Annotated in this window: 24 protein-coding genes; 2 read left to right on the top strand and 22 right to left on the bottom strand. The window is 65.9% G+C overall.

Going from position 1 to position 22,759, the window contains the following annotated elements:
• Positions 1–42: 42 nt before the first annotated feature.
• Together QFZ61_RS09320 and QFZ61_RS09315 are read right to left on the bottom strand one after the other, a co-directional pair.
• The gene (locus tag QFZ61_RS09320) at positions 43–843 is read right to left on the bottom strand and encodes an alpha/beta hydrolase (protein WP_307035385.1); all 801 of its coding nucleotides are present in this window, start codon (positions 841–843) and stop codon (positions 43–45) included.
• Between the two features lie 24 nt (positions 844–867).
• The gene (locus tag QFZ61_RS09315) at positions 868–1,233 is read right to left on the bottom strand and encodes an ATP/GTP-binding protein (RefSeq protein ID WP_307035383.1); all 366 of its coding nucleotides are present in this window, start codon (positions 1,231–1,233) and stop codon (positions 868–870) included.
• Between the two features lie 86 nt (positions 1,234–1,319).
• On the opposite strand from QFZ61_RS09315, the gene nucS reads away from it, so the two are divergent.
• Together nucS and QFZ61_RS09305 are read left to right on the top strand one after the other, a co-directional pair.
• Positions 1,320–2,015 carry an endonuclease NucS gene (gene nucS / locus QFZ61_RS09310; RefSeq protein ID WP_307035381.1) on the top strand — a complete coding sequence of 232 codons (696 nt, stop codon included), beginning with the start codon at positions 1,320–1,322 and terminating at the stop codon, positions 2,013–2,015.
• Positions 2,016–2,439: 424 nt separating this feature from the next.
• Positions 2,440–2,643 (top strand): cold-shock protein, encoded by a 204-nt coding sequence (locus QFZ61_RS09305; RefSeq protein WP_011692441.1) that lies wholly within the window; start codon positions 2,440–2,442, stop codon positions 2,641–2,643.
• A gap of 103 nt (positions 2,644–2,746) precedes the next feature.
• Here QFZ61_RS09305 and QFZ61_RS09300 read toward each other — a convergent pair whose 3' ends face one another.
• The 20 genes from QFZ61_RS09300 to prfA all read right to left on the bottom strand — a co-directional run bounded on the left by QFZ61_RS09300 (position 2,747) and on the right by prfA (position 22,692).
• The gene (locus QFZ61_RS09300; protein ID WP_307035379.1) at positions 2,747–5,236 is read right to left on the bottom strand and encodes a bifunctional lysylphosphatidylglycerol flippase/synthetase MprF; all 2,490 of its coding nucleotides are present in this window, start codon (positions 5,234–5,236) and stop codon (positions 2,747–2,749) included.
• Positions 5,233–6,603, bottom strand: coding sequence for an alpha/beta hydrolase family protein (locus tag QFZ61_RS09295; protein ID WP_307035377.1), 1,371 nt, complete (start codon positions 6,601–6,603; stop codon positions 5,233–5,235). The genes QFZ61_RS09300 and QFZ61_RS09295 overlap by 4 nt, the downstream gene beginning before the upstream one ends.
• A gap of 3 nt (positions 6,604–6,606) precedes the next feature.
• Positions 6,607–7,038, bottom strand: a complete 432-nt coding sequence (locus QFZ61_RS09290) for a DUF2550 domain-containing protein (RefSeq protein ID WP_307035375.1) — start codon at positions 7,036–7,038, stop codon at positions 6,607–6,609.
• A 10-nt stretch (positions 7,039–7,048) separates the two neighbouring features.
• Entirely contained in the window at positions 7,049–7,333 is a 285-nt protein-coding gene (locus QFZ61_RS09285) for a F0F1 ATP synthase subunit epsilon (RefSeq protein ID WP_104172348.1), read from the bottom strand.
• Position 7,334: 1 nt separating this feature from the next.
• Entirely contained in the window at positions 7,335–8,789 is a 1,455-nt protein-coding gene (gene atpD / locus QFZ61_RS09280; protein ID WP_307035372.1) for a F0F1 ATP synthase subunit beta, read from the bottom strand.
• An 82-nt stretch (positions 8,790–8,871) separates the two neighbouring features.
• On the bottom strand, positions 8,872–9,765 hold the full coding sequence (locus tag QFZ61_RS09275) for a F0F1 ATP synthase subunit gamma (RefSeq protein WP_307035369.1): 894 nt from the start codon (positions 9,763–9,765) through the stop codon (positions 8,872–8,874).
• 76 nt (positions 9,766–9,841) lie between these two features.
• On the bottom strand, positions 9,842–11,479 hold the full coding sequence (gene atpA, locus QFZ61_RS09270; RefSeq protein WP_307038097.1) for a F0F1 ATP synthase subunit alpha: 1,638 nt from the start codon (positions 11,477–11,479) through the stop codon (positions 9,842–9,844).
• 87 nt (positions 11,480–11,566) lie between these two features.
• A complete protein-coding gene (locus QFZ61_RS09265; RefSeq protein WP_307035368.1) occupies positions 11,567–12,391 on the bottom strand; it encodes a F0F1 ATP synthase subunit delta in 825 nt (274 codons plus the stop codon).
• Entirely contained in the window at positions 12,391–12,942 is a 552-nt protein-coding gene (locus tag QFZ61_RS09260) for a F0F1 ATP synthase subunit B (RefSeq protein WP_307035366.1), read from the bottom strand. The genes QFZ61_RS09265 and QFZ61_RS09260 overlap by 1 nt, the downstream gene beginning before the upstream one ends.
• A gap of 52 nt (positions 12,943–12,994) precedes the next feature.
• Positions 12,995–13,213 (bottom strand): ATP synthase F0 subunit C, encoded by a 219-nt coding sequence (gene atpE / locus QFZ61_RS09255; RefSeq protein ID WP_003804776.1) that lies wholly within the window; start codon positions 13,211–13,213, stop codon positions 12,995–12,997.
• An 80-nt stretch (positions 13,214–13,293) separates the two neighbouring features.
• A complete protein-coding gene (atpB, locus tag QFZ61_RS09250) occupies positions 13,294–14,094 on the bottom strand; it encodes a F0F1 ATP synthase subunit A (protein WP_307035363.1) in 801 nt (266 codons plus the stop codon).
• Between the two features lie 91 nt (positions 14,095–14,185).
• Entirely contained in the window at positions 14,186–14,515 is a 330-nt protein-coding gene (locus QFZ61_RS09245; protein ID WP_307035361.1) for a hypothetical protein, read from the bottom strand.
• Positions 14,502–14,993, bottom strand: a complete 492-nt coding sequence (locus QFZ61_RS09240) for a hypothetical protein (protein ID WP_307035359.1) — start codon at positions 14,991–14,993, stop codon at positions 14,502–14,504. Before QFZ61_RS09240 ends, QFZ61_RS09245 begins: the two co-directional genes overlap by 14 nt.
• Positions 14,994–15,073: 80 nt before the next feature.
• Positions 15,074–16,099: a glycosyltransferase family 4 protein gene (locus tag QFZ61_RS09235; protein WP_307035358.1), complete on the bottom strand. Its 1,026-nt coding sequence runs from the start codon at positions 16,097–16,099 to the stop codon at positions 15,074–15,076.
• Positions 16,096–17,973 carry a nucleoside-diphosphate sugar epimerase/dehydratase gene (locus QFZ61_RS09230; RefSeq protein ID WP_307035355.1) on the bottom strand — a complete coding sequence of 626 codons (1,878 nt, stop codon included), beginning with the start codon at positions 17,971–17,973 and terminating at the stop codon, positions 16,096–16,098. The genes QFZ61_RS09235 and QFZ61_RS09230 overlap by 4 nt, the downstream gene beginning before the upstream one ends.
• Before the next feature lie 98 nt (positions 17,974–18,071).
• A complete protein-coding gene (locus tag QFZ61_RS09225; protein WP_307035353.1) occupies positions 18,072–19,034 on the bottom strand; it encodes a glycosyltransferase in 963 nt (320 codons plus the stop codon).
• A gap of 7 nt (positions 19,035–19,041) precedes the next feature.
• On the bottom strand, positions 19,042–19,953 hold the full coding sequence (locus QFZ61_RS09220) for a glycosyltransferase (RefSeq protein WP_307035351.1): 912 nt from the start codon (positions 19,951–19,953) through the stop codon (positions 19,042–19,044).
• Positions 19,954–20,673, bottom strand: coding sequence for an L-threonylcarbamoyladenylate synthase (locus QFZ61_RS09215; RefSeq protein WP_307035349.1), 720 nt, complete (start codon positions 20,671–20,673; stop codon positions 19,954–19,956).
• The gene (gene prmC, locus QFZ61_RS09210) at positions 20,663–21,601 is read right to left on the bottom strand and encodes a peptide chain release factor N(5)-glutamine methyltransferase (RefSeq protein WP_307035347.1); all 939 of its coding nucleotides are present in this window, start codon (positions 21,599–21,601) and stop codon (positions 20,663–20,665) included. The genes QFZ61_RS09215 and prmC overlap by 11 nt, the downstream gene beginning before the upstream one ends.
• A 17-nt stretch (positions 21,602–21,618) precedes the next feature.
• Entirely contained in the window at positions 21,619–22,692 is a 1,074-nt protein-coding gene (gene prfA / locus QFZ61_RS09205; protein ID WP_307035345.1) for a peptide chain release factor 1, read from the bottom strand.
• Between the last annotated feature and the right edge of the window lie 67 nt (positions 22,693–22,759).

The following is a 22,759-nucleotide window of genomic DNA, read 5'->3' as shown; positions in this document are numbered from 1 at the left end:
CGCTGCGTGGATCCACGTAGCGGCTGTCCGCTTATGTAGCGTTCAGGAGTGCGCGCTCGCGACCGGACCGTCCCACTCTTCCGGCAGCGCCGCAGCCGCACTGCCGCCCGGGAGGACCTCCGCCACGATCTCGTTGAGCACGCGCCCGGCGTACTTCTCACCGACCCAGAGGTGCTTGGCACCGTCAACACCGACGACGTCGGCCTGCGGCACCAGGCGGAAGCGCTCGGCGGCGGCTTCCGGCTGCAGGTAGTCATCGTGCTCGGGGACGAGGACCTTCAGCGGCTTGCCGGCGGCGGCCCACTCCTTGAGGTGCACGTCCGTGGCGCGGTGCAGCGGCGGCGAGAGCAGGATGGCGCCCTCCACCTCGGAGGCGACCGGCTCGGTGGCCCCGTACATCAGCGCCAGCTCCGTGCCGAACGACCAGCCGACCAGCCAGCGGTTGGGCAGGCCGCGCTCGACGGCGAACCGTACGGCTGCCTCCACGTCCAGCCGCTCGCCGATGCCCTCTTCAAAGGAGCCCTGGCTCGTTCCGCGCGGCGAGGATGTCCCCCGGGTGTTGAAGCGCAGCACCGCCATGCCGGCGAGGGCGGGCAGCCGGTAGGAAGCCTTGCGGAAAACATGGGAGTCCATGAAGCCGCCGTGCGTCGGCAGCGGATGCAGTGTAATCAGCGTGGCCGAGATCTCCCCGGACTCCGGCAGTGCCAGCTCGCCGACCAGCCTGTGCCCGTCCTCGGTCCGGAGTTCCACATTTTCGCGGCGCGCCGGAAGCACCGTGGAGGCGCGGATGGCGGTGGGCGCTGACGGCTGGGTGAAAACGTAGGACGACGGGTCGAAAGTCATGCCCTCCAGCTTAGCGACCCCGCGCTAGCGGTACCGGTAGCTGCGCGAGGTCCAGCAGTTGGAGTGCCAGTGGCGCCGCTCGGCAAGGCCGGCGGCCGGACCGAAGATGTGGTCCTCGGACCAGACCACCAGGTGCGCCGTGCCTGGCAGGACGGCGGTAAAGCAGCCCGGGCAGACATACGTCTTGCCTGCCCGGCTGGCAGAGATCGAGCGGACCATCCATTCGCCGTCGGGCGCGCTTTCGCGCCGGGCGATTCCTGTGCGGGCCCGCTCCAAGTCCAGTTCCGGCACGGGTCCCGCCACGTGCTTGCCTCCGCCGGTGCGGCCGGCGGCCCGTCCGGAGGCGGTATTCCCCGACGCCGCACGGCGGGGACGGTTCGATCGTGGCATGGTTCCATTCTGCCCCAGCCCGGACGGCGTCACGCGCATGCACCAGGCCGCAGCATTCGGCGTGCAGGGGCGGTAGTGTTGACCGGGTGCGTTTAGTCATAGCCCGTTGCTCTGTCGACTACGTCGGCCGGCTCAAAGCCCATCTTCCGCTCGCCACCAGGCTGCTGCTCGTCAAAGCCGACGGCTCGGTGCTGGTCCATTCCGACGGCGGCTCCTACAAGCCGCTGAACTGGATGAGTCCGCCGGCCAGCCTGCGCGTCTCCACTCCCGACGAGGTCGACGTTGAGGTCGGCGTGGTCGAGCAGTGGACTGTGCAGTCGGCGAAGACCGACGACCGGCTGATCATCAACATCCACGAACAGCTGCACGACACCTCGCATGAACTCGGCCTGGACCCCGGACTGATCAAGGACGGCGTCGAGGCGGATCTGCAGCGGCTCCTTGCGGAACAGATTGAGCTCCTCGGCGAGGGCTTCTCGCTGATCCGGCGCGAGTACTTCACCGCCATCGGCCCGGTTGACATTTTGGCCCGCGATGCCAGCGGCCGCACCGTCGCCATCGAGCTCAAGCGGCGCGGCGACATCGACGGCGTCGAGCAGCTCACCCGCTATCTGGAGCTGCTCAACCGCGACCCGCGGCTGGCGCCGGTGCGCGGCATCTTCGCCGCCCAGCAGATCAAACCGCAGGCAAAGGTGCTGGCAAACGACCGCGGCATCGATTGCATCACCCTGGACTACGACGCCATGCGCGGCGTGGACGACAGCGAGTCCCGCCTCTTCTGAGGCCCTGATTGGATGCGGACCGTTATCCCGAATGCGGTTCCTCAGGCGTGGCTCTAATAGCGGGACGCTTGCGCGGGGTCCGAATGCCGGGAAAGTAATTCCGTGCCTTGACGCCCTGCATTGCAGCGGCACGCACGGGCCGCCCGCCGGGGGCATTCGCCACCGCAGCGCCGCTCGTTGATCCTTTGGCTAAAATTTCCCGGAATTCTGTGTCGGTTCCGTTGACCTGACGGTGACGGCATGAAATTCTTGTACCAGTCTTTGTGTAGGTGTTTTTCATGCTCGCAAGACATGTTGCGAGCGTGAAGCTCCCGCCGCCAAAGCCCGGTCCATCCGGGCGGACGCCAAGGTTCTTCTCGCAGAGTGACCAAGCCCGGTGCAAAGTGCGCCGGACTTTTTAAAGTTCGACAACGAGGAGAATTAAATGGCTCAGGGAACCGTCAAGTGGTTTAACGCAGAAAAGGGCTTCGGCTTCATCACCCCGGACGACTCCGATGGCGATGTCTTCGTTCACTACTCCGAGATCCAGACCGGCGGCTTCAAGACCCTCGACGAGAACCAGCGCGTTCAGTTCGAGATCGGCCAGGGCGCCAAGGGCCCCCAGGCCACCGGCGTCACGCTGGTCTAGTCTCCCCCGCGGGGCTGCCCCGGCAGTCCTCGAATAAAATGATCCCCGGCCGCAATGCCGGGGATCATTTTTGTTTAAACCCGCGGCCCGGGCTGCAATTGCTTTAGCCCACGAGCGTGCGGAGCAACCGTGCGCTTTGCCGAACTGAAAGGTCCGGCAGGTAGGCCCGGCTTAGTGCCCGGCCCATGGCGGGCAGCTGGAGCGGATCCTGGTAATAGAGATACAGCGTTCGGTACTCGGGCTTGAATCTGGACTTAAAGATGGCGAGCGAGCGGAATCCATAAACAGGTTCAAGTGCTCCGCCCACCACGTCCAGGATTCCCGCGAGCCCGTCACCGGCCTTTGACCCGTCGCCGCCGTCCTCGCGGGCTTCGTCTTTAGCCAGCGGCGACCCGGAAAGCGAAATGACCTCCACGGAATTGCGCAGCTCAAGAACGGCAGAGGCGATGAGGAATTCCATCACCCCGGGAAAGGCGTCACCGCGCCGCCGCATAAAGTCCAGCGTCCAGCTGACCAGCGCTCCGCCGTCGTAGACCGGCAGCCAGCTCGTGACACCCTGCACCTGGCCCTCCGCGTCAACAGCGAGGCAGCACAGCACGTCGTCGTCTTCGAGCTCGTCGAGCCCGCCCAGGGTGAAGCCCATTTCGGGGACGGATTTACGTGCCGCCCACTCTTCGGAGACTTCGCTGAGCTGGGCGCGCAGCGGCGCTGAAAAGTCGCTGTAGCGGCCCCAGACCGCATGCACGCCGGTCTTCGCAGCCCGGTTCAGCGCCGTGCGCACGTTTTGCCATTCCTTGCCCTTGAAGGTGAGCTCGCGGACTTCGAGCCGGGTCTCCTGCGCCACGGCGAGCCGGCGGTAGCCGCGCGCCTCAAGCAGGGGCCAGAGCTCGTCGGTGCATGAGTAGAAGCAGGGTATGAGGGCGTGTTCGGCACAGTAATCGAGGAACTGCGCGGCGGTCTCTTCCCTGGTCTCCGCCGGCCCGAAGGGTCCGGCCAGGGTCAGGGCCACGTTGTTGTGCTGCTGGTAAGCCACTCCCCCGCGCTGGCCGGGGCTGAACCAATATTTGTTCGGCTCCCACAGCGCCATCCAGGACAGCGAATCGCCGCCCTGCCGGATCAGCCGGCGGGCGATGTCCCGGTCACCGGCGCCGGCGTCCGTGTCATGGTGCCTGCGCAGCAGCACGAGCCAGACGCCGGTCAGCGCCACCACCCAGAAGGCGATTCCGGAGTAGCCGAAGAGGAATGATTCGACCGCGTTGCGGTGTTCAAAGACCCGGCTGTAGACGCCGGGAATGGGCAGCGGCAGGTACTGCCTGGCCAGCTCCGCGGCAAGGCCCAGCCAGCCGCCGTCGCGTTCCAGCCCGCCGGCGGCAAACCAGGCCGCAGTGTAGCCGCCGGCGAGCACCAGGAAAGTTCCGCCGACTGCCAGCGCCAGGGTGCGGCGGGCCCTGGCCGTGGTCTGCACGCGGAACAGGCGACGGTTCGCGAACAGCAGCAGAGCGAGCGCCAGCGGGACCACCACCAGCGGCAGGACGTGGACGAATCCGGAGCCCATTAGCGCCGTGTGCGGCCGGTTGGGGTAGTGCGGGATCCTGGCGAACAAGGCCAGGTACACGGAGGCTAAGGCGGTGACACTGAGCTGGACCAGAAGGGCAATCCGCAGCGCCAGCTGGCGTCCGTGCCGCATGCCGTCGGCGCAAATCAGCAGCAGCACCACCGGAACGACGGCCAGAGCCAAGCCCAGCGGGCCGGCGAAGCCGGCCCGGCCCACCTCAAGGCAGTTAGCGTCGACGGTCCCGCCGCAGTTCTGCTCCAGCTGGTTCAGGGTGGGCAGCGGGTTCAGCACGACGTCGCGCAGCAGTGCCAGCGGCCCGGTGGGGGCCCGCACGGCGGCTGTGAGGATCGGCCCGACGGCGAAGATCGCCACCGTCAGGGCGAGCAGATTCCGGGTTTCCCGGCCGGTGGAACGGTGCCGGTGCAGGGTCCCCTTGTCCCCCTGCAGCCACCACCCGGCGATCAGCCCCACCAGCGCACCGGCCAGGCCCACCACGGTTTCCGGGTGGCCGACGTAGAGCACGAGCACGACGGCGACGGAGACCACCGCGGTCCGCAACCGGCGTTGCCAAAGCGTTGGCAGCAGTCCGCAGGCCGCCAGCACCACGGCGAGGATGGCCGGGTAAGGCCCGATCAGCGGAGCGTCGACCATCAGGCCGAGCCAGCCGTCGCCGGCGTACCGGGCAAGCTGGGTGACCAGCAGGAACAGCGATACGGCCGCGAACTGTGCGGCAAAAAAGAATGATGCGGTCCGGACCGAGCCAAGCTGCCGTTCGGACACACCCAGCAGGCCCAGGATCATCAGTGACGCCGCGAGATAGGCCAGCGGGTTGGTGGCGAAGAACAGCGAGGTGAACATCGTCCACCAGCGCCCGGCCTGCAGCCCCTGGGCACTGACCGAGGCGAAGTCCAGCATGGACTCCGGTGGACCGTCCAGAAAGCTGCCGGTGGCGGCCGCGGTGAGCAGGAAGGCCGCAAGCACGGCCAGCGTGAAGGGCAGCTGCCGGAGCTGGCGGCCGACACGGCGCAGGCCGGTCACGGTCTGATCCCCCAGCGCGTAGCGAGGAAGTCCAGGCCGCCGGGCAGCGCCTTGGAGGCGGTCTCCCAGGAGTGGCCCGCGTTGGCCACCCGGTGGGATTCCACGGTGAAGCCGGCTTTCCTCGCCGCTGCCGACAGCAGCGTCATGTACTCGAGGAATTCCGGGTCACGCTCGCCGGCTGCGAAGTAGACCGCTTTGCCGTCGAAGCGGCGTTCCTGCATCAGGCGCAGCGGTGTCAGCCGCTCGAAGGCCGCCGTGTCGCCGCCAAAGGAGCCTTCAATGGTCTTTTGCCGCTCCTTGGCAAGGGCAGGTTCCTTCTCGCTGGAGAAGGCCAGCGCCGCGCTGTAGATGTCCGGGTGCCGGGTGACCATCTGGATGGCACAGGTGGCCCCGAAGGAAAAGCCACCGGCGGCCCACTGCGCGGGGTCCGGGTCGACGTCGAACGTGTTGCGGATCCAGGCCGGAACGTCCTGGGCAAGGAATGTGTCGGCCTGGGCGATGCGGCTGTCCATGCACAGGGTGTTGCCGGAGGGGGTGCCGTTGGGATCGACCACGACCACCACCGGCGCTACTCCCCCATGCCCTGCGGCGAACCGGTCCATCCGGCTGCGCAGCGCACCTCCGGTCAGCCAGTCCGCCGGCGTGCCGGGCTGGCCGGCGAAGAGCACCAGCACCGGCAGGGCCGGTTTCGGCGAACCCTGGTAGGCCGGTGGAAAGTAGATGTAGGCGTCGCGGCTCCGGAACCCGGACACCGTGCCGGGGATGCTCGCCTTCCGGATGGTCCCGTCGGCGGGCAGCCCTTCCGGCGCCGTCCAGTCCGCGAGGCTGACGGCCCTGCTTTCTCCCGGGTGGCGCTTCAGCGCCTCCTCGAGGACCGGTATTCGGGCCACGGCAGTCCCGGTCAGGTCGCTCACGGTGTGGTTGAGCCCGAAGTAGGCGTTCACCTGCACCGCAGACAGCACCACGGCCCCCACCAGCGCGGCCGTCGCCGCAGCGGTGGAGCGGGCACGGTGCGGGACCGGCCGGGCGGGACTGCGGACGCTGGCGAGGAAAGGTTTTCGGCCCCAGATGCCGTGCAAGCGCAGCAGCCACAGCAGCAGCGCGGCGACGGCGGGAACACTCCAGGCAAGGACTTCCCAGGGAAGTTCCTCGGGAAAGACCGAGAGGACGTAGATCAGCAGGAGGTGGCTGCCGGCGACAAGGGCTGCGGCGAGCAGGAGCGCTGCGGAGAGCACGGCTGCCGAGACGCCCACGGTGTGGCGCCGTCCGCAGCGCCACAGCAGATAGGCCAGGCCGCCCACACCGACGGCCCAGGCGGTCCACAGCACCGGCCCGTCCACGAGCCGGATGTCTTCGAGGAAGTCCACCGGCTAGCGCCAGGTGCCGACGCCGATGACCGGTCCGGCCTCCAGCCAGGAGGAGAGACCGGTATAGGCATCAAACCTCATGGCCAGCAGCACATCCTGGCCCTCGTACCGCAGCTCGACGATCACCGAGTCGGGCGGCACCTTCACCACTTCGGTTTCGGTGGGTTGGCGGCGGCCGGTGAGCTCAAGCGAGCTGCGGCGGAAAGTGTGTTTGGGCCGCACGCTCAGCGAGGCGAGCCGGAACCATTCCAGGTCATTGTCCTGATAACGACAAACCCCCATCTGCCAGCTGTTTCCAGCAACGCAAATGGAGGCGTCCACCGTGCCCAGGGCGCGCCGCAAATTGAAGCGGCGCACCCCGGAGAGGCACAGTGCAAAGACCAGCAACGCAAATGCCGTTGCCAGAATGATGAACGGAAGACCTGAATCGTTCATCAAGGTAGGGCTAGCGGATCCCCGCGGTAGCCGCATCACCCATTTGGGCGTTGTCAGCCACAATGACGACCCGGTTGTTGTCGACGGAGAAGAATCCGCCGTCGACAACTACAGCAATGCGGTCACCGGAGACCGGCTCGATGGCCAGTTCACCTTCGGCCAGAATCGCCAGCAGGGGCGAGTGGCCGGGCAGGATTCCGATTTCACCATCGCTGGTGCGGGCCTTGACCATCTTGGCCGCTCCGGACCACACGAAGTGGTCCGCTGCGACAATCTCAACCTCAAGCTCAGCCATATTACTTGGTCTGTTCCTGGATCTTGGCCCACTGGCGCTCGACGTCATCCAGGCCGCCGACGTTGAAGAACGCCTGCTCTGCAATGTGGTCCAGCTCGCCGTCGCAGATCGCGGTGAAGCCTTCGACAGTGTCCTTGATGGACACGGTGGAGCCTTCGACGCCGGTGAACTGCTTTGCGGTGTAGGTGTTCTGCGACAGGAACTGCTGGATGCGGCGTGCACGGGACACGACGATCTTGTCTTCCTCGGAGAGCTCATCGACACCGAGGATGGCGATGATGTCCTGGAGTTCCTTGTTCTTCTGCAGGATCTGCTTGACGCGGACGGCCGTGTTGTAGTGGTCGTGTCCGATGTACTGCGGATCCAGGATGCGGGAGGTCGACGTCAGCGGGTCAACGGCCGGGTACAGACCACGGGAAGCGATTTCACGGGAAAGTTCCGTGGTCGCGTCAAGGTGTGCGAAGGTCGTTGCCGGAGCCGGGTCGGTGTAGTCATCTGCGGGAACGTAGATGGCCTGCATCGAGGTGATGGAGTGGCCCTTGGTCGACGTGATGCGCTCCTGCAGGAGGCCCATCTCATCGGCCAGGTTGGGCTGGTAGCCCACTGCCGACGGCATGCGGCCGAGGAGGGTGGAAACCTCGGAGCCGGCCTGGGTGAAGCGGAAGATGTTGTCGATGAAGAGCAGCACGTCCTGGTTCTGCACATCGCGGAAGTACTCCGCCATGGTCAGGGCGGACAGGGCCACGCGCAGACGCGTTCCCGGCGGCTCATCCATCTGGCCGAAGACAAGGGCGGTGTCCTTGAGGACGCCCGCTTCTTCCATTTCAACCCACAGGTCGTTACCTTCACGGGTACGCTCGCCGACACCGGCGAACACCGAGGTGCCGCCGAAGTTGCGGGCGACGCGGGTGATCATTTCCTGGATCAGCACGGTCTTGCCGACACCGGCACCGCCGAACAGGCCGATCTTGCCGCCCTTGATGTACGGGGTGAGCAGGTCGATGACTTTGATGCCGGTTTCCAGCATCTCGGTGGAGCCTTCGAGCGTTGCGAAGGCAGGGGCCTTGCGGTGGATCGGCCAGCGCTCGGAAATCTGAAGCTCTGACTCGGTCACATCCAGGGGCTGGCCCAGGACGTTGAAGATGTGGCCCTTGACGCCGTCGCCGACGGGAACGGAGATCGGGGCACCGGTGTCAATGACGTTGGTGCCGCGGACCAGGCCGTCGGTCGCCTGCAGCGAGATGGCGCGGATGAGGTTGTCGCCGAGGTGCAGCGCAACTTCGAAGGTGATGGTCTTGGTCTCACCGTTGAGAGTAATCTCCGTGGTGAGTGCGTTGTAAATCGAGGGGATTGCGTCAGCCGGGAATTCGACGTCGACAACCGGGCCAATAACACGTGCAATACGGCCGGTGGCACCGGACGTTGCGGCTACGTGTTCGGTAGCAGTGGCAGTCATCTCTCTCACTTCACTCAGTAGATGGCGTGGGCGGTTAAGTTCATTCTGTGGTGCAGGTACAGCTGGGTCCGCGGCGTGCAGGCTAGGACGCGCTCAGCGCGTCGGCACCTGCCACGATCTCGGAAAGCTCCTGCGTAATTTCAGCCTGGCGGGCAGTGTTGCGCAGACGCGTGTACTTCTTGATGAGGTCCGTGGCGTTGTCGCCGGCAGACTTCATCGCCCGCTGGCGGGCGGCGAGCTCGGAAGCCGCTGCCTGCAGCATGGCTGCGAAGATGCGTGACTCGATGTAGCGAGGCAGCAGGGCATCGAGAACCTGCTCCGTCTCCGGCTCGAACTCGTAAAGCGGCAGGAGATCCGATTCGGAAGCAGCCTGCTCTTCAACGACCTCCAGCGGGAGTAGGCGGATAACCGTCGGCTCCTGCGTCACCATGGACTTGAAGCGGGTGTAGACGACATGGATCTCGTCAACGCCGCCCTCTTCGAAGGCTGTGGCGAAGTCGGCCAGCAGTGCTTCGCCGACTTCCCGTGCCGTCTCGAACTGCGGTGCGTCCGTGTTACCGGTCCACACCCGCTCGTAGGGGCGGTTCCGGAAGTCGAAGTATGCCTGCGCCTTGCGGCCCATGACGTACGTCTTGACTTCCTTGCCTTCCTCGTGGAGCAGCTCGACGAGACCCTCCGCCTGCTTGAGCACCGTCGCCGAGTAGGACCCTGCGAGGCCGCGGTCGGAGGTGATGACCAGGACGGCGGCCCGGCGGATGTGCTCCGGCTCGGTGACCAGCGGGTGGTCGATTTCGCTCTGGCTTGCGACAGCAGAAACGGCACGCGTGATCGCGTTTGCGTAAGGCAGTGAAGCCGCTACGCGTGCGCGGGCCTTGCCGATGCGCGAGGTAGCGATCAGTTCCATCGCCTTGAAGATCTTGCGCATCGACGTCGTCGAGCTGATCTTCTGGCGGTAGACCCGAATCTGGGCTCCCATACTTATCCTTTCCTAAGATCCCGGTGGCCGGGACTGCCGGAACCCGCGAGGGTCCCAGCAGTCCCTGCCAGCGGAACTAGCGCTTCTGCTTGACGATTTTTTCCTGGTCGACTGAGCCCTCGTCGATCGGGGAGTACTCCTCATGCCCCGCACCGACCAGAAGGCTGTCGCCCTCGCCGAAGAAGCCCTTCTTGAAGTCCACGATCGCGGCCTTCAGCGCTGCAGCGGTGTCATCGTCCATAACGTTGGTCTGCGCCAGCGTGGTCAGGATGGAGGACTTGTGCTTGAGGTGCTCCAGGAACTCGGTCTCGAACCGGTTGATGTCCTCCACCGGAACGTCGTCGAGGTAGCCGTTGGTGCCGGCCCAGATGGAGACGACCTGATCCTCAACCGGGAACGGCGAGTACTGGCCCTGCTTGAGCAGTTCCATCAGGCGAGCACCACGGGTCAGCTGCTGGCGGGAAGCGGCGTCCAGGTCCGAGGCAAACATGGCGAAAGCCTGCATGTCGCGGTACTGGGCCAGTTCCAGCTTCAAGGTGCCGGAGACCTTCTTCATCGACTTGACCTGCGCGGCGCCGCCGACGCGGGAGACGGACACACCGACGTCGACAGCGGGACGCTGGTTGGCGTTGAAGAGGTCCGACTGCAGGAAGATCTGGCCGTCGGTGATCGAGATGACGTTGGTCGGGATGTAGGCGGAAACGTCGTTCGCCTTCGTCTCGATCAGCGGCAGACCGGTCATGGAACCTGCGCCCAGTTCGTCGGAGAGCTTGGCACAACGCTCCAGCAGGCGGGAGTGCAAGTAGAACACGTCGCCCGGGTAGGCTTCGCGTCCCGGCGGGCGGCGCAGCAGCAGCGACACGGCACGGTAGGCCTCGGCCTGCTTGGACAGGTCATCGAACACGATGAGGACGTGCTTGCCGCCGTACATCCAGTGCTGGCCGATGGCCGAACCGGCGTACGGTGCCAGGTACTTGAAGCCTGCGGGGTCGGAGGCGGGGGAAGCCACGATGGTCGTGTATTCCAGCGCGCCGTTGTCCTCAAGCGTCTGGCGGATGGCCGCGATCGTGGACGCCTTCTGGCCGATGGCGACGTAGATGCAGCGCACCTGCTTGTTCACATCGCCGGAAGCCCAGTTGGCCTTCTGGTTGATGATCGTGTCGATGGCGATGGCTGACTTGCCGGTCTGGCGGTCACCGATGATCAGCTGGCGCTGGCCGCGGCCGATCGGGATCATCGCGTCGATGGCCTTCAGGCCGGTCTGCATCGGCTCGTGGACCGACTTGCGCTGGGTCACGCCGGGCGCCTGAAGTTCCAGGGCGCGGGTGGTCTCGGCCTTGATGTCACCAAGGTCGTCCATGGGCTGGCCCAGCGGGTCAACAACACGGCCGAGGAAGGCGTCGCCGACCGGAACGGACAGAACCTGTCCGGTGCGGTGCACTTCCTGGCCTTCTTCGATGCCCTGGAAGTCACCGAGTACGATGACACCGATCTCGCGGACGTCGAGGTTCTGGGCCAGGCCCAGCGTGCCGTCTTCGAAGCGAAGCAGCTCGTTCGCCATGACCGAGGGAAGGCCCTCAACACGGGCGATGCCGTCACCTGCGGTCGTTACACGACCAACCTCTACGCGCTCTGCGTTTCCGGGTTCGTAGGACGCCGCGAACTCGTTCAACGCATTACGGACGTCGTCGGCGTTGATGGTCAATTCGGCCATCTGCAGTCCCTGCTCTCCTGTTTTCGTGATCATCGTTGCTCACGATGACCGGGGTTTCTTGTCGGTAAGTTGTGCTTGTCCGGCTAACTAGGCAAGCTGACGCTGGAGCTGGCCCAGACGGGCGAGGACCGAAGCGTCAACCACTTCGTCGCCGATCTGGACGCGGATGCCACCGATCAGTGCCGGGTCAACGTTCATGTTGATCTTCAGCTCGCGGCCGTACAAAGCGTTGAGCGCTGCCTGCAGGCGGCTGGTCTGGACCTCCGTCAGCGGACGGGTAACGCCGACCGTGGCGATCCAGCGCTGCTGGCGCTTGGCTGCAAGCTCGGCAAAACGGCTGACGAGCTTGGTGACCTTGAGCCCGCGGGGCTGCGAGACTGCTTGGCCAATGAGGACCCTGGCTTCTTCGCTGGCACCGGGTACCAGCTTGCCGGCGAGGGCAGCCTTGGAGGCCTGGCTCGCCTGCGGCTCGGACAGGGCACGCTGTACCTCGTGGCTGGAATCGACGGCCTGGTTGAAGGTGAACAGGTCGTTCTCCAACGCTTCCAGTCCAGTGATGCCAGAGGCAGAGACTGCCGACTTGTTTTCAGCAACGGCGATTACCACCGAAGCGGCAAGCGTTTCGAGTGCATCGCCGATGTCGCGAGCCGACGCCCAGCGTGAGCTGGCCAGCCCGCTCGCGATCTCCACAGCATCAGCGGAGACTTTTCCGCTGAAAAGCTGCGTGACCAGCTCCGACTTTTCCTTCCCGCTGCGGGACGGATCAGTCAGGGCACGGCGCAAGCCAGCCGAGCTGTCCACCGTTCCCAGAATTGCGAAGAGTTCCGTAGCCAACTGCAGCGAGGCGTTGGGAAGCTTGGCCTCCAACGCGACGAGTGCCGCGGTCAGCGATTCGCTCGATACACCTGCCATTACTTAGCTGCACCTGCGTTCTGGTTCTCCAGATCTGCCAGGAAGCGGTCAACCACACGGGCTGCCCGCGCGTCGTCGGTGAGGGCCTCGCCGACGATTCGGCCTGCCAGCGTGGTAGCCAGCGTGCCGACCTCCGCGCGGAGCGACACAACGGCCGCCTGGCGCTCGGATTCGATCTGCGTGTGTGCCTGGGCGGTGATGCGGGCAGACTCAGCAGCTGCCTTCTCCTTCAGATCCGCAAGGATCTGGGCGCCTTCGGCACGGGCTTCCTCGCGGATGCGGTTGGCCTCGGCTCGGGCGTCCGTCAGCTGCTGCTTGTACTCTTCGAGTGCTGCAGAAGCCTCCGCCTGCGCCTTTTCGGCCTTGGCAATGCCGCCTTCAATCGCCTCTGCACGCTCTGCGAAGTTCTTCTCGAACATCGGGACGACGTACTTCGTCACGATGAACATGAGGACAGCAAAGCCTACGAGGACGACAAACATTTCCCAGATGTTGGGAACGAGGGGGTTGGTATCACCCTCGGTGGCGGCTGAGATGATCAGCTGCTTCATATTTCACCCGTCCTATCTACTCGGTTCTGGATGTTCGCTGGGTTCTGAAGGTTTACTTGAGAACGAATGCGAAGACCAGGCCGAGGATGGCGAGGGCTTCAGTCAGCGCAAGGCCGAGGAATGCGATCGGCTGCAGAACGCGCTGGGCTTCCGGCTGACGTGCGACGCCGTTGATGTAAGCAGCGAACACGAGACCCACACCGATACCACCGCCGATGGCCGAGAGGCCGTAGCCGATGAGGTTGAGGGAGCCGTTGATGGAGCCTTCCATTTTTCTTCCTTTCAAGATGCCACCCGTGTGGCAGGTTGTTTGGGTTGCTTCATCCCCCGAAGGGGAAGTTTGTGGGTGCCTTAGTGGCTGTCGGCGTGGAGTGCGCCTTCAATGTAGATCGCGGTCAGCAGCGTGAAGACGTACGCCTGCAGCGCCATGATCAGCGCCTCCAGCATGTACATCGCCAGCGAGCCGGCCAGGACCAGGACCGAGGCGCCCTTCAGCAGGACGTTCTCCTGCATGATCAGGAACTCGATGCCGGAGCCGGCAATCATCACGATCAGGTGACCGGCCAGCATGGTGGCGAACAGACGGAGGCTGTGCGTCACCGGCCGGACCAGGAAGTTAGAGATGATCTCGATCGGAATGACGATCGGAAGAATGTAGATGGGGACGCCGCTCGGCACAGTGGCCAGCTTGAAGTACCTCAAGCCGTTCTTCTTGATGCCGATCGCGATCCAGGTGATGTAGACGATCGCGGCGAGCACGTAGGCGCCGCCGACATGCGAGAAGCTCGGGAGCTGGAGAACCGGGATGGCGCCGTAGATGTTGTTCACCAGAATGAAGAAGAACAGGCTGAACAGCAGCGGGACGTACTTCATGAAGTCTTTGCCGCCGATGATGTCCTTGGCGATGCCGTTGCGGACGAAGCCGTAGGCGGCCTCGCCGGCGAACTGCAGCTTGCCGGGAACGAGCTGCTGCTTACGCGCAGCCAGCACAAAGAAAGTGGCGATAATGACGACCGAGAGGATCACCAGCAGCATCTGCTTGGAGAATCCTTCGGCCGCACCCCAAGGCAGGATAGCCGGCAGGTGCAATTGTTCAATTCCAGGAGGAGTGAACTCTCCTGAATCTTGGGCCGGGAGCGCAAGCGCGATCAACGCGTTTCCTCTCTGCAGTGTCCATCATTGGGCGTTGGGCGGGAAACGGTGGCATTTCTGTCAGCCATTCCCCCTGTGAAATTTTTTGGCATTACTGTTCCGCGTCCTTCGACGGGCCACCTGCAGCGCCGTCTTCACCAGCCGTATTTCGGGAACTGGTGAGTCCGTGCATATGAGAAAGATAGAACCCTCCAGCAGCTCCAAGCAGGCCGCCTGCGAGCACAATCCAGCGGGTTCCCCACAGATTATCCAGACCCCACCCTATCAAACTCCAGACGATGATTCCGCCAACAATGTAGCTGAACACAGCGATTCCGGCGTTGTATCCGCCGTCGTTGCCGTCCTGCGACACGCCGGGGGCGCCACCGGTTCTCCTAGGTGTTTGCGGGGTGTTTTTACCGCGCTCTTTACGGCTGGGCATGCGGGCCGCCTTCGGTCGAATCCGGGTCGTTGTAGATCTGCAGCCGTGCTTTGCCGAAGCCAATGATCTCGGCCGCTTGCCAGGCGACGACGCTCACGACGGCGCCGATCAGGAACCAGCGCTCGTGCAGCCAGGCAGGTGCCCCGAGCACGAAGAGCACGACGGCGAAGCCGATCACCTTGACGAAATAGGTGGCGACGAACATCCCGATGGCACCGGAGGGATTGTTGCGGCCGACGAAGTGTCCGATCGCGAGGCTGATGGCGAAAAATGCCATCACCAGTGCTCCGCCGAAGAGGCTGGACCAAGCTCCGGTGCCGCCGTTGAACACGAGGGCGAGCCCGCCGGTGAGCAGCAGCGCCGCCCCGGCCGCGGCGGAACTGATGGCCAGCAGCCTCAGCCAGAGCGAGGTCGTGGGTCCTGAAACGCCAACGGGTCCGTTGCCGGACGTGCGTCCGGACTCGGCGTTGGAGGTCATGGGATCCCAATCGTCGCTGGAGGTTAAGGCAGGAACGCGGCGCTAAGCCGCACCTGAATTCTACACGAGATAGAACACAGCTAGGCCACAGGAAGCCGGGTGACCTTGGAACGGCGCCGGTGCCGGCGGATCAGGTCCGGGCTGGCCAGGTAGAGAGCCAGCACCAGCAAGCTGCCCGCCACACAGAGAGCGACGGCGGGCAGCGGCGCGGTCGCGGCGACGAAGCCAAGGACGATCACCGCGAGAGTGCACGCCGTGACCGTAGCGGCCGACTGCAGGTGCGTGAAACCGACGTCGGTAAGCCGCTGGTAGACATGCTCGCGGTGCGAGGCATACCACCGCTCCCCCGCCTTGATCCGGCGCAGCAGGGTGTAGCCGGTGTCCGCAGCGTAGACAAGGATCGGCGAGAGGACATATTCGACGTAGACACCGCTGAAGAAGCCCGCCACCGCAAGGGCGGCGACTGAGGCGCCCAGCAGGTAGCTGCCTACGTCGCCCAGGAAGACGGAACCGCGGCCCAGGTTCCACGGCAGGAAGCCGAGGAAAGACATCGCCAGGACGGTGCCGCCCGCGGTCAGCCAGGGCTGTTCGGCCAGTAAGCCCGCCGCTGCGTAGGCGCCTCCGGCCGTAACGCCGTGCAGGCCGGAGATTCCGTTGACGCCGTCCATGAAGTTGGCGATGTTGACGTAGGCTGCGATCGCGACGGCAGCCAGCGGGAGCCACCAGAACGACTGCCCCGTCAGCACGATCAGCGCCGCCGAGCCGGCCGCACCGATGCCAAGCTGGGCGGCGGCCCGGCCGCGGATCGACATGCCGCGCAGGTCCTCGACCCATCCCACCGCGGCGCAGGCGGCAATGGTGGCCAGCACGGCGGCGAACACTGACCGGTCCACTGTGACGGCCCCGAGGAGGACAGCGGCAAGGTAGCCTGCGGCGGTGGCCAGGGCCGCCGCCACCCCCATGCCGCGGATGGTCGCTTTAACGTGCGAGGAGCGGGCGGACGGGACATCCACCACGCCCATCCGGACCAGCCACGGCCTAACCGCAAGCGGAAGCAGCAGGCTTGCCAGCAGGGTGATGACGGCAGTGAGCACCATCGGCGTCATGACGCGACCCTGACGATCCCGATCGGGCCCGTCTCGTCCGACTCATCGTCGGGGATTTCCGCGACGTTGACGCCCTGCTCCGCCTCACAGCGGGCCAGCCAGACGTCGAGGTCGAGTTTGTCCGGATCCTGCTGCGAAGCCCGGGTGTGCGATATTTTCGGATGCAGGGGGCGCTGGTCCAGTTCGCCCGTGCCGACCAGTTCCTCGTGCAGCTTCTCCCCCGGCCGCAGCCCGGTGTAAATGATGTCCACTTTCTTGCCGGACATCGCAATCATCCGCTGCGCCACGTCAAGGATGCGGACCGGTTCACCCATGTCCAGGATCAGGACGTCGCCGCCTGCCCCGATCGCGCCGGCCTGGATCACCAGCTGGCACGCCTCGGGAATGGTCATGAAAAAGCGGGTGACGTCGGGGTCGGTAACGGTGACGGGGCCACCGACGCGGATCTGCTCGGTAAAGAGGGGCAGCATCGAGCCGCGGCTGCCCATGACGTTGCCGAAACGGACGGATACGAACTTGCCGGCGGTCTGCCCGGCCATCCAGGCGGTCAGCTTCTCCGCAACACGCTTCGAGTGGCCAAGGGCGGTGGTGGGGTTGGCCGCCTTGTCGGTGGAGATGTTCACAAAGTGCGAGACACCGGCACGCTGGGCCGCGCGCAGGACGTTCAGCGTGCCGCAGACGTTGGTCTTCCAGGCCTCGACGGGGTACTGCTGGAGCAGCGGTGCGTGTTTCAGGGCGGCGGCATGGAACACCACCTCGGGGCGCCGGTCCTGGAAAATGCTGTGCAGCGCCTCGCCGTCGCGGATGTTTGCCAGCACGGTGTCCCGCCCGGCGAGCAGGCCGCGGCCGGTGATCGAGATCTGGGTGTGCTGCAGCCCCGTCTCATCGTGGTCCAGCATGATCAGTTCCGCCGGGGCGAACTGGACAATCTGCCGGCAGAGCTCCGAACCGATGGACCCGCCGGCACCGGTCACCAGCACCCGCTTGCCCTTGATGTAACCGGCGATTTCATCGACCTTGATGTCGACGGGCCGCCGGCCGATCAGGTCCTCGACGGCCACGTCGCGGAAGTCGGAGAAACCAGCGGGCGCCCCGCTGCCCAGCATGTCGCGCAGTGGCGGGAGCACCAGCACGCGGATGTTCAGCCCGGCAACAGCGTCCGAGATCCGGCGGACCACGGCCGCCTCGACGTTGGCGAAGGCCAGGACCAGGATCGTGGCGCGGGTGCGGCGGATGATCGCCGGAAGGTCGTCCCCGCGGCCCTGGACCTGCACGCCGGAAAGCCGGAGGTGCTTCTTCGCGGGGTCGTCATCGATGAGGCCCACCGGGAAGTACGGGGAGTCCGGATCCTGCAGCATCCGGTTCAACAGCGAGTTGCCAAGGAAGCCCGCACCGTAGATGAGGGTGTTCTGCGCCCCGTCGCCGGGCCGGGTCCGGCCTTCCACGTAGAGCCGTTTGACGTAGCGTGCTGCGCCCATGAACAGGCAGGCGAAGGGGAAGGCGATCAGGCCCACGCTGCGGCCGATGTTGATCGCCTCGTACAGCACCAGCAGGCTCGCGGTGATGGAAGCGGCCACTATGACGGTGACGAAGACCAGCGCCCTGGCCTCCTGGAAGCTGCCGAACGGATACCGGCCGCGGTAGAGGGCCAGCGCGTAGCCCACCAGCACCTGCGCGACGACGGCGATCGCGGCGATGACAAACGCGCCGGCGAACTGCTCGACCCGGATCCCCATCTCGTAGCGCAGCAGCAGCGCCAGGACGATCGCAACGATCCACGACATGGAGTCGAGGAAGAGCTGGATCCAGATCCAGAGGGCGGGTTTTTCGTCCCTCCCTGCGGCAGGTTCGCGCGTTTCAGATTTCGTACTCAACGGAGATTGCAACCGACTTCCACTACCACGGCGGCGAGGCGCCTGTTTCAAAATGCCCCGCCGCAAACTGTCGGACGGCGTCGGGACCTAGAACGATACTAATCTCTTTCGGCACCGCTTCCGGGGAACGCGGGCACCGGGGGCATGGGCTTCCAGCCGGTGTCGGCGAGGATGGCGCGGGATTCACGCCATCCCTGCCAGAGCGCACCGGTCCCCTTCAGGGTCCGCTCAACGAGGACCAGGCGGACGATTTCCTTCAGGAAGGTCAACGCCGTCCCGGCCGCGAAACCGGGCGGGTTGAACTTCCCCCGCGCCCGCAGGTACTGCGCAACGTGGCCGCGGTTGCGCATTACGTAGCGGCGGCTCAGGTCCGAAGAATCGTTGAGGTGGCGCAGCCCCAGGTCCACCTGCCGCTGGGCACGGACCTTTTTGATGACGAAGGCGTTGACGTAGACCACGGGGGTCTGCTGCGCGGCGAGCCAGCCGTAGACCGCGTCGTCCCAGGTGATGAAGAACCTCGGATCCGGCAGGCCGATGCTCCGGGCCACGGCGGCGCTGACCAGCATCCCTTCAAAGTTGCCGACATTGGTGCGGAAAACGTCCGAGTGCCGGAACACGTCCCCGGACACCGGCAGGAAGATGCCCAGCGCGTCGACGAAATGGTGCTGCCAGAAGAACGGTTTGCCGTTGGCGTCGTAACGGCGTCCGATCAGGCAGGAGTACTCCGGCGTGAACTTCTCCAGCGCCTCCACCGCGCCGGGGAGCACCTCGACGTCGTCGTCCATCAGCCACAGCCACTCGGCGCCGGATTCCAGGGCCAGTTCCACGCCGCGGGAAAACCCGCCCGCGCCGCCGAGGTTCTCGCCGAGCCGCTCGTACCGGATCGGCGGCCCGCCGGCGGCGGCCGCCGCGGCGACCACGTCGGCCGTATGGTCGGTGCTGGCGTTGTCGACCACGATGATCCGCGCCGGGCCCGTGCCGAGCCGGGCGAAGGAGTCCAGCAGGTTGCGCAGGAGGTCGGCGCGGTTGTAGGTGACGACGACGGCGTACAGGTTGTCCACGGCGGGCCTAGCTGCGGGCGGACATCAGCTTCGCGGGCGAGCCGAAGCCCTTGCCGCGGAAGCCGGTGGAGTAGGCCCCGAACCAGTGCGTCAGGCCCTTGAGGTCGCCGGTTTTCAGGAAGTAGTAAGGGAAGCCCACGATGTCGGCGCTGAACCAGCGCAGGTTCCGGTACTTCCGGGTCAGGTAGCCGCGGTTGCGGAAGTAGCAGTAGCGCTTGAACTCGCCCTCCGGAATGACGGGGGTGATGAACCCGCCGAAAACCGGTTTCATCTCGGTCCAGGTGGCGGGGTGCTGCACCGCCACGGTGGCCAGCGTGCCGTATTTCAGACCCGCTTTCTTCACCCGGGACAGGAAGTCCACCTCGTCACCGCGGATGAAGAACTTCACGTCCGGGATGCCGACCTGGTAGAAAACTTCGGTGCGGATCAGGGCGCCGTTGAAGAAGTGCACCATGTCCGGGAGGTAGCCCATCGGCGCCAGCCGGGACCGGTCGTTGGTGAGCAGACCGTTGATCCGGAAGTTGAAGGAGAGCCGGTTCGGGTCGGCGGTGGCGGCGACCAGGGGGCTGACAATGTCGAGCTGGTGCTCCTCGGCCGTCTTGAGCAGTTCCGCCAGGCAGCTGGCGTCCTCGGGGTGGCCGTCGTCGTCCATCATCCAGATCCACTCGGCGCCGCTGGCCATGGCGGCCAGGATCGCGTAGGCGAAGCCGCCGGCACCGCCGAGGTTGGCCTCCGACCGCAGGTAGTTGATGTTCTCCGCTCCGTGCGCGCTGACCACGTCGGTGGCCGGAACGGTGCCGGAATCCACGAGGGCGACCGAGTGGATCGGTGCGGTCTGCGCGGCCAGTCCCTTCAGGAGCAGGGCGAGTTCCTCGTGGCGGTCAAAGGTGACGGCCGCGACGGCGACTTTGGGCTGCATCTAGTTCTCCGGGGAATCGTCGGGGGCGGTGGCCGGTTCTTCGGGGGCGGCGGCCGGTTCTTCGCCGGCGCCGAGCACGCCGGGCACCACTTCGCGCAGCCGTTCGAGGCTGATGGCCCCCTGGCGGACCACGCGCAGCGGCAGGGCCGTGGCGTCGATGATGGTGGACGGCGCGGCGCCGTCGCCTTCCAGCGGCCGGTGGCCGTCCTCCAGGTAGACCTCCACCGATTCGGCCAGCTGGGCCTCGGCTTCGGCGGCGCTCTGCGCGGCTGCCTGGCCGGTGCGGTTGGCGGAGGACACGGCCAGCGGGCCGGTGAGCGTGAGGAGGTCCTGGGCGACGTCGTCGGCCGGCAGGCGCAGCGCCACCGTTCCCTTGGTCTCGCCCAGGTCCCAGTCAAGGGAAGGCTGGGCGTGCAGGATCAGCGTCAGTCCGCCGGGCCAGAATGCCTCGGCCAGCCGGCGGGCCTCGGCCGGGACGTCGGTGGCCAGGCCGTCGAGGGCGTTGAGCCGAGGGATCAGCACCGGCGGCGGCATCTGGCGGCTGCGTCCCTTGGCCGCGAGCAGCAGGGTCACGGCCTGCGGCGAGAAGGCATCCGCGCCGATGCCGTAGACGGTGTCGGTGGGAAGGACCACGCATTTCTGTTCCCGGATGGCCCGCTGGGCGTGTTCGAGCCCGGCGGCACGCTGGCCTGCGTCTGTGCAATCGTAGCTAGTCGTCACTGGACCATCCTGCCATTCCTGTCGAAGCTATCGTTCCTGCCGGCCCATCGTCGCTGTCGGCGTCGGCCGGTTTGAGCACGGCGGTGGTGGCGCGATCCCGTCCGTTGAGGTCCCGGTGCGTGGCGATGCCGGACCAGTGGCCGGAGCGCTCCAGCATCGCGGCAACCCACCCGGACTGGACCTCGGCGTGCTCCATCACAAAGTATCCGCCGGGCACCAGCAGACGGGCCGCCGAGGCGGCCGCCGCCGTCGGCAGTTCCATGCCGTCCGCTCCCCCGCCGTAGAGGGCCTCGGGCGGGTCGTGCAGTGCCACTTCGGGCTCGTTGGGGACCGCTTCGGCGGGAATGTAGGGCGGATTGGAGACGACGACGTCGAAACTGCCGTTGTGTTCGGGCAGCGCATTGCGGAGGTCCCCGCGCACCAGGCGGACGCCGAGCGGCAGCAGGTTCTTGGCCGCCCAGGCGTGGGCGAACTCGCTGAACTCCACGGCGTGGACTTCGGCATCGGGGACCTCGTGGGCGATCGAGCCGGCGATCGCCCCGGAGCCGGTCCCGAGGTCCACCACCTTGGGCCGTGCCAACTTCCGGTCCTGAAGCCAGTCGATCACGAGTTGCACCACAGACTCGGTTTCCGGCCGCGGGATGAAGACTCCGGGGCCCACCGCCAGTTCGAGGTAGCGGAAGTGCGCCACGCCGGTGATGTGCTGCAGCGGGATGCGCTGCGCGCGCTCCGCCACGAGTTCGGCGTAGCCTTCCGGCGCCGGCGAGTCGCCGAGCACCAGGGCGCGGACCCGGCCGGGCCCGACGCCGAGCAGGTGACCGGCGAGGAGCTCGGCGTCGACCTTGGGGCTCGGGACGCCGGCGGCGGCCAGCAGGGCCGTCGCCTTCCGGACGGCTTCGGCAAGGCTCGGCACAGCGTCAGAAGTCATCAGGCGCCCGGTCCGTACTAGTCGCCGATGGCGTCGAGGCGGGCCTGCTCGTCCATCTCGATCGCGGACTGGATCACCGGTTCCAAGTCCCCGTTCATGACCTGGTCCAGGTTGTACGCCTTGTAGCCGGTGCGGTGGTCCGCGATCCGGTTTTCCGGGTAGTTGTAGGTGCGGATGCGCTCGGAGCGGTCCATGGTGCGGATCTGCGATTTGCGCTGGGCCGAGTTCTCGGCGTCGATCTGCTCCTGCTGGTGGGCGAGGATGCGGGCGCGCAGCACGCGCATGCCGGCCTCACGGTTCTGCAGCTGGGACTTCTCGTTCTGCATCGCCACGACGATCCCGGTGGGAAGGTGGGTGATGCGCACGGCCGAGTCGGTGGTGTTCACAGACTGGCCGCCGGGACCGGAGGAACGGTAGACGTCGATCTTGAGATCGTTCTGGTTGATCTCGAGTTCTTCGGGCTCATCCACTTCGGGGAGCACCAGCACGCCGGCGGCGGAGGTGTGGATGCGGCCCTGCGACTCCGTCACGGGGACGCGCTGCACCCGGTGTACGCCGCCTTCGAACTTCAGCCGTGCGTAGACGCCCTCGGCAGGATCGTTGGAGCTGCCCTTCACGGCCATCTGGACGTCCTTGTAACCGCCGAGGTCCGATTCGGTGGCCGAGATCAGCTCGGTCTTCCAGCCGCGGGATTCCGCGTACCGGGTGTACATCCGCAGCAGGTCGCCGGCGAACAGGGCAGCTTCGTCCCCGCCTTCACCACCCTTGACCTCCAGGATCACATTGCGGGCATCGTCCGGGTCACGCGGAATGAGCAGCCGGCGCAGCCTGGCCGCAGCCGTGTCCAGGGCCGCCTCAAGCTCCGGCACCTCCGCCGCGAACTCAGGATCCTCACCGGCCATTTCCTTCGCAGCCGACAGGTCGTCGCTGATGGCCTCCCAGCGGTGGTAGGCCTCCACAATGCCGTTCAACTGCGCCGAACGCCGCCCCAACTTCCGGGCCAGCTTCTGGTCAGCATAAACAGCAGGATCCCCAAGCTGCGCCTGAATAGCAGCATGCTCATCCAACAGCCCCTGTACGGACTCAAACATTTTCAAACCTCTTTCGTTCTGCACCCAGTTTAAATCAGGCGCAAGAATCGGCGCGCCACGGTGAGCG

The sequence above is a fragment of the Arthrobacter sp. B3I4 genome, from assembly GCF_030816855.1.
In the GTDB taxonomy this organism is placed as follows: Bacteria; Actinomycetota; Actinomycetes; order Actinomycetales; family Micrococcaceae; genus Arthrobacter.
This window is presented reverse-complemented; position numbering and strand designations above follow the sequence as displayed.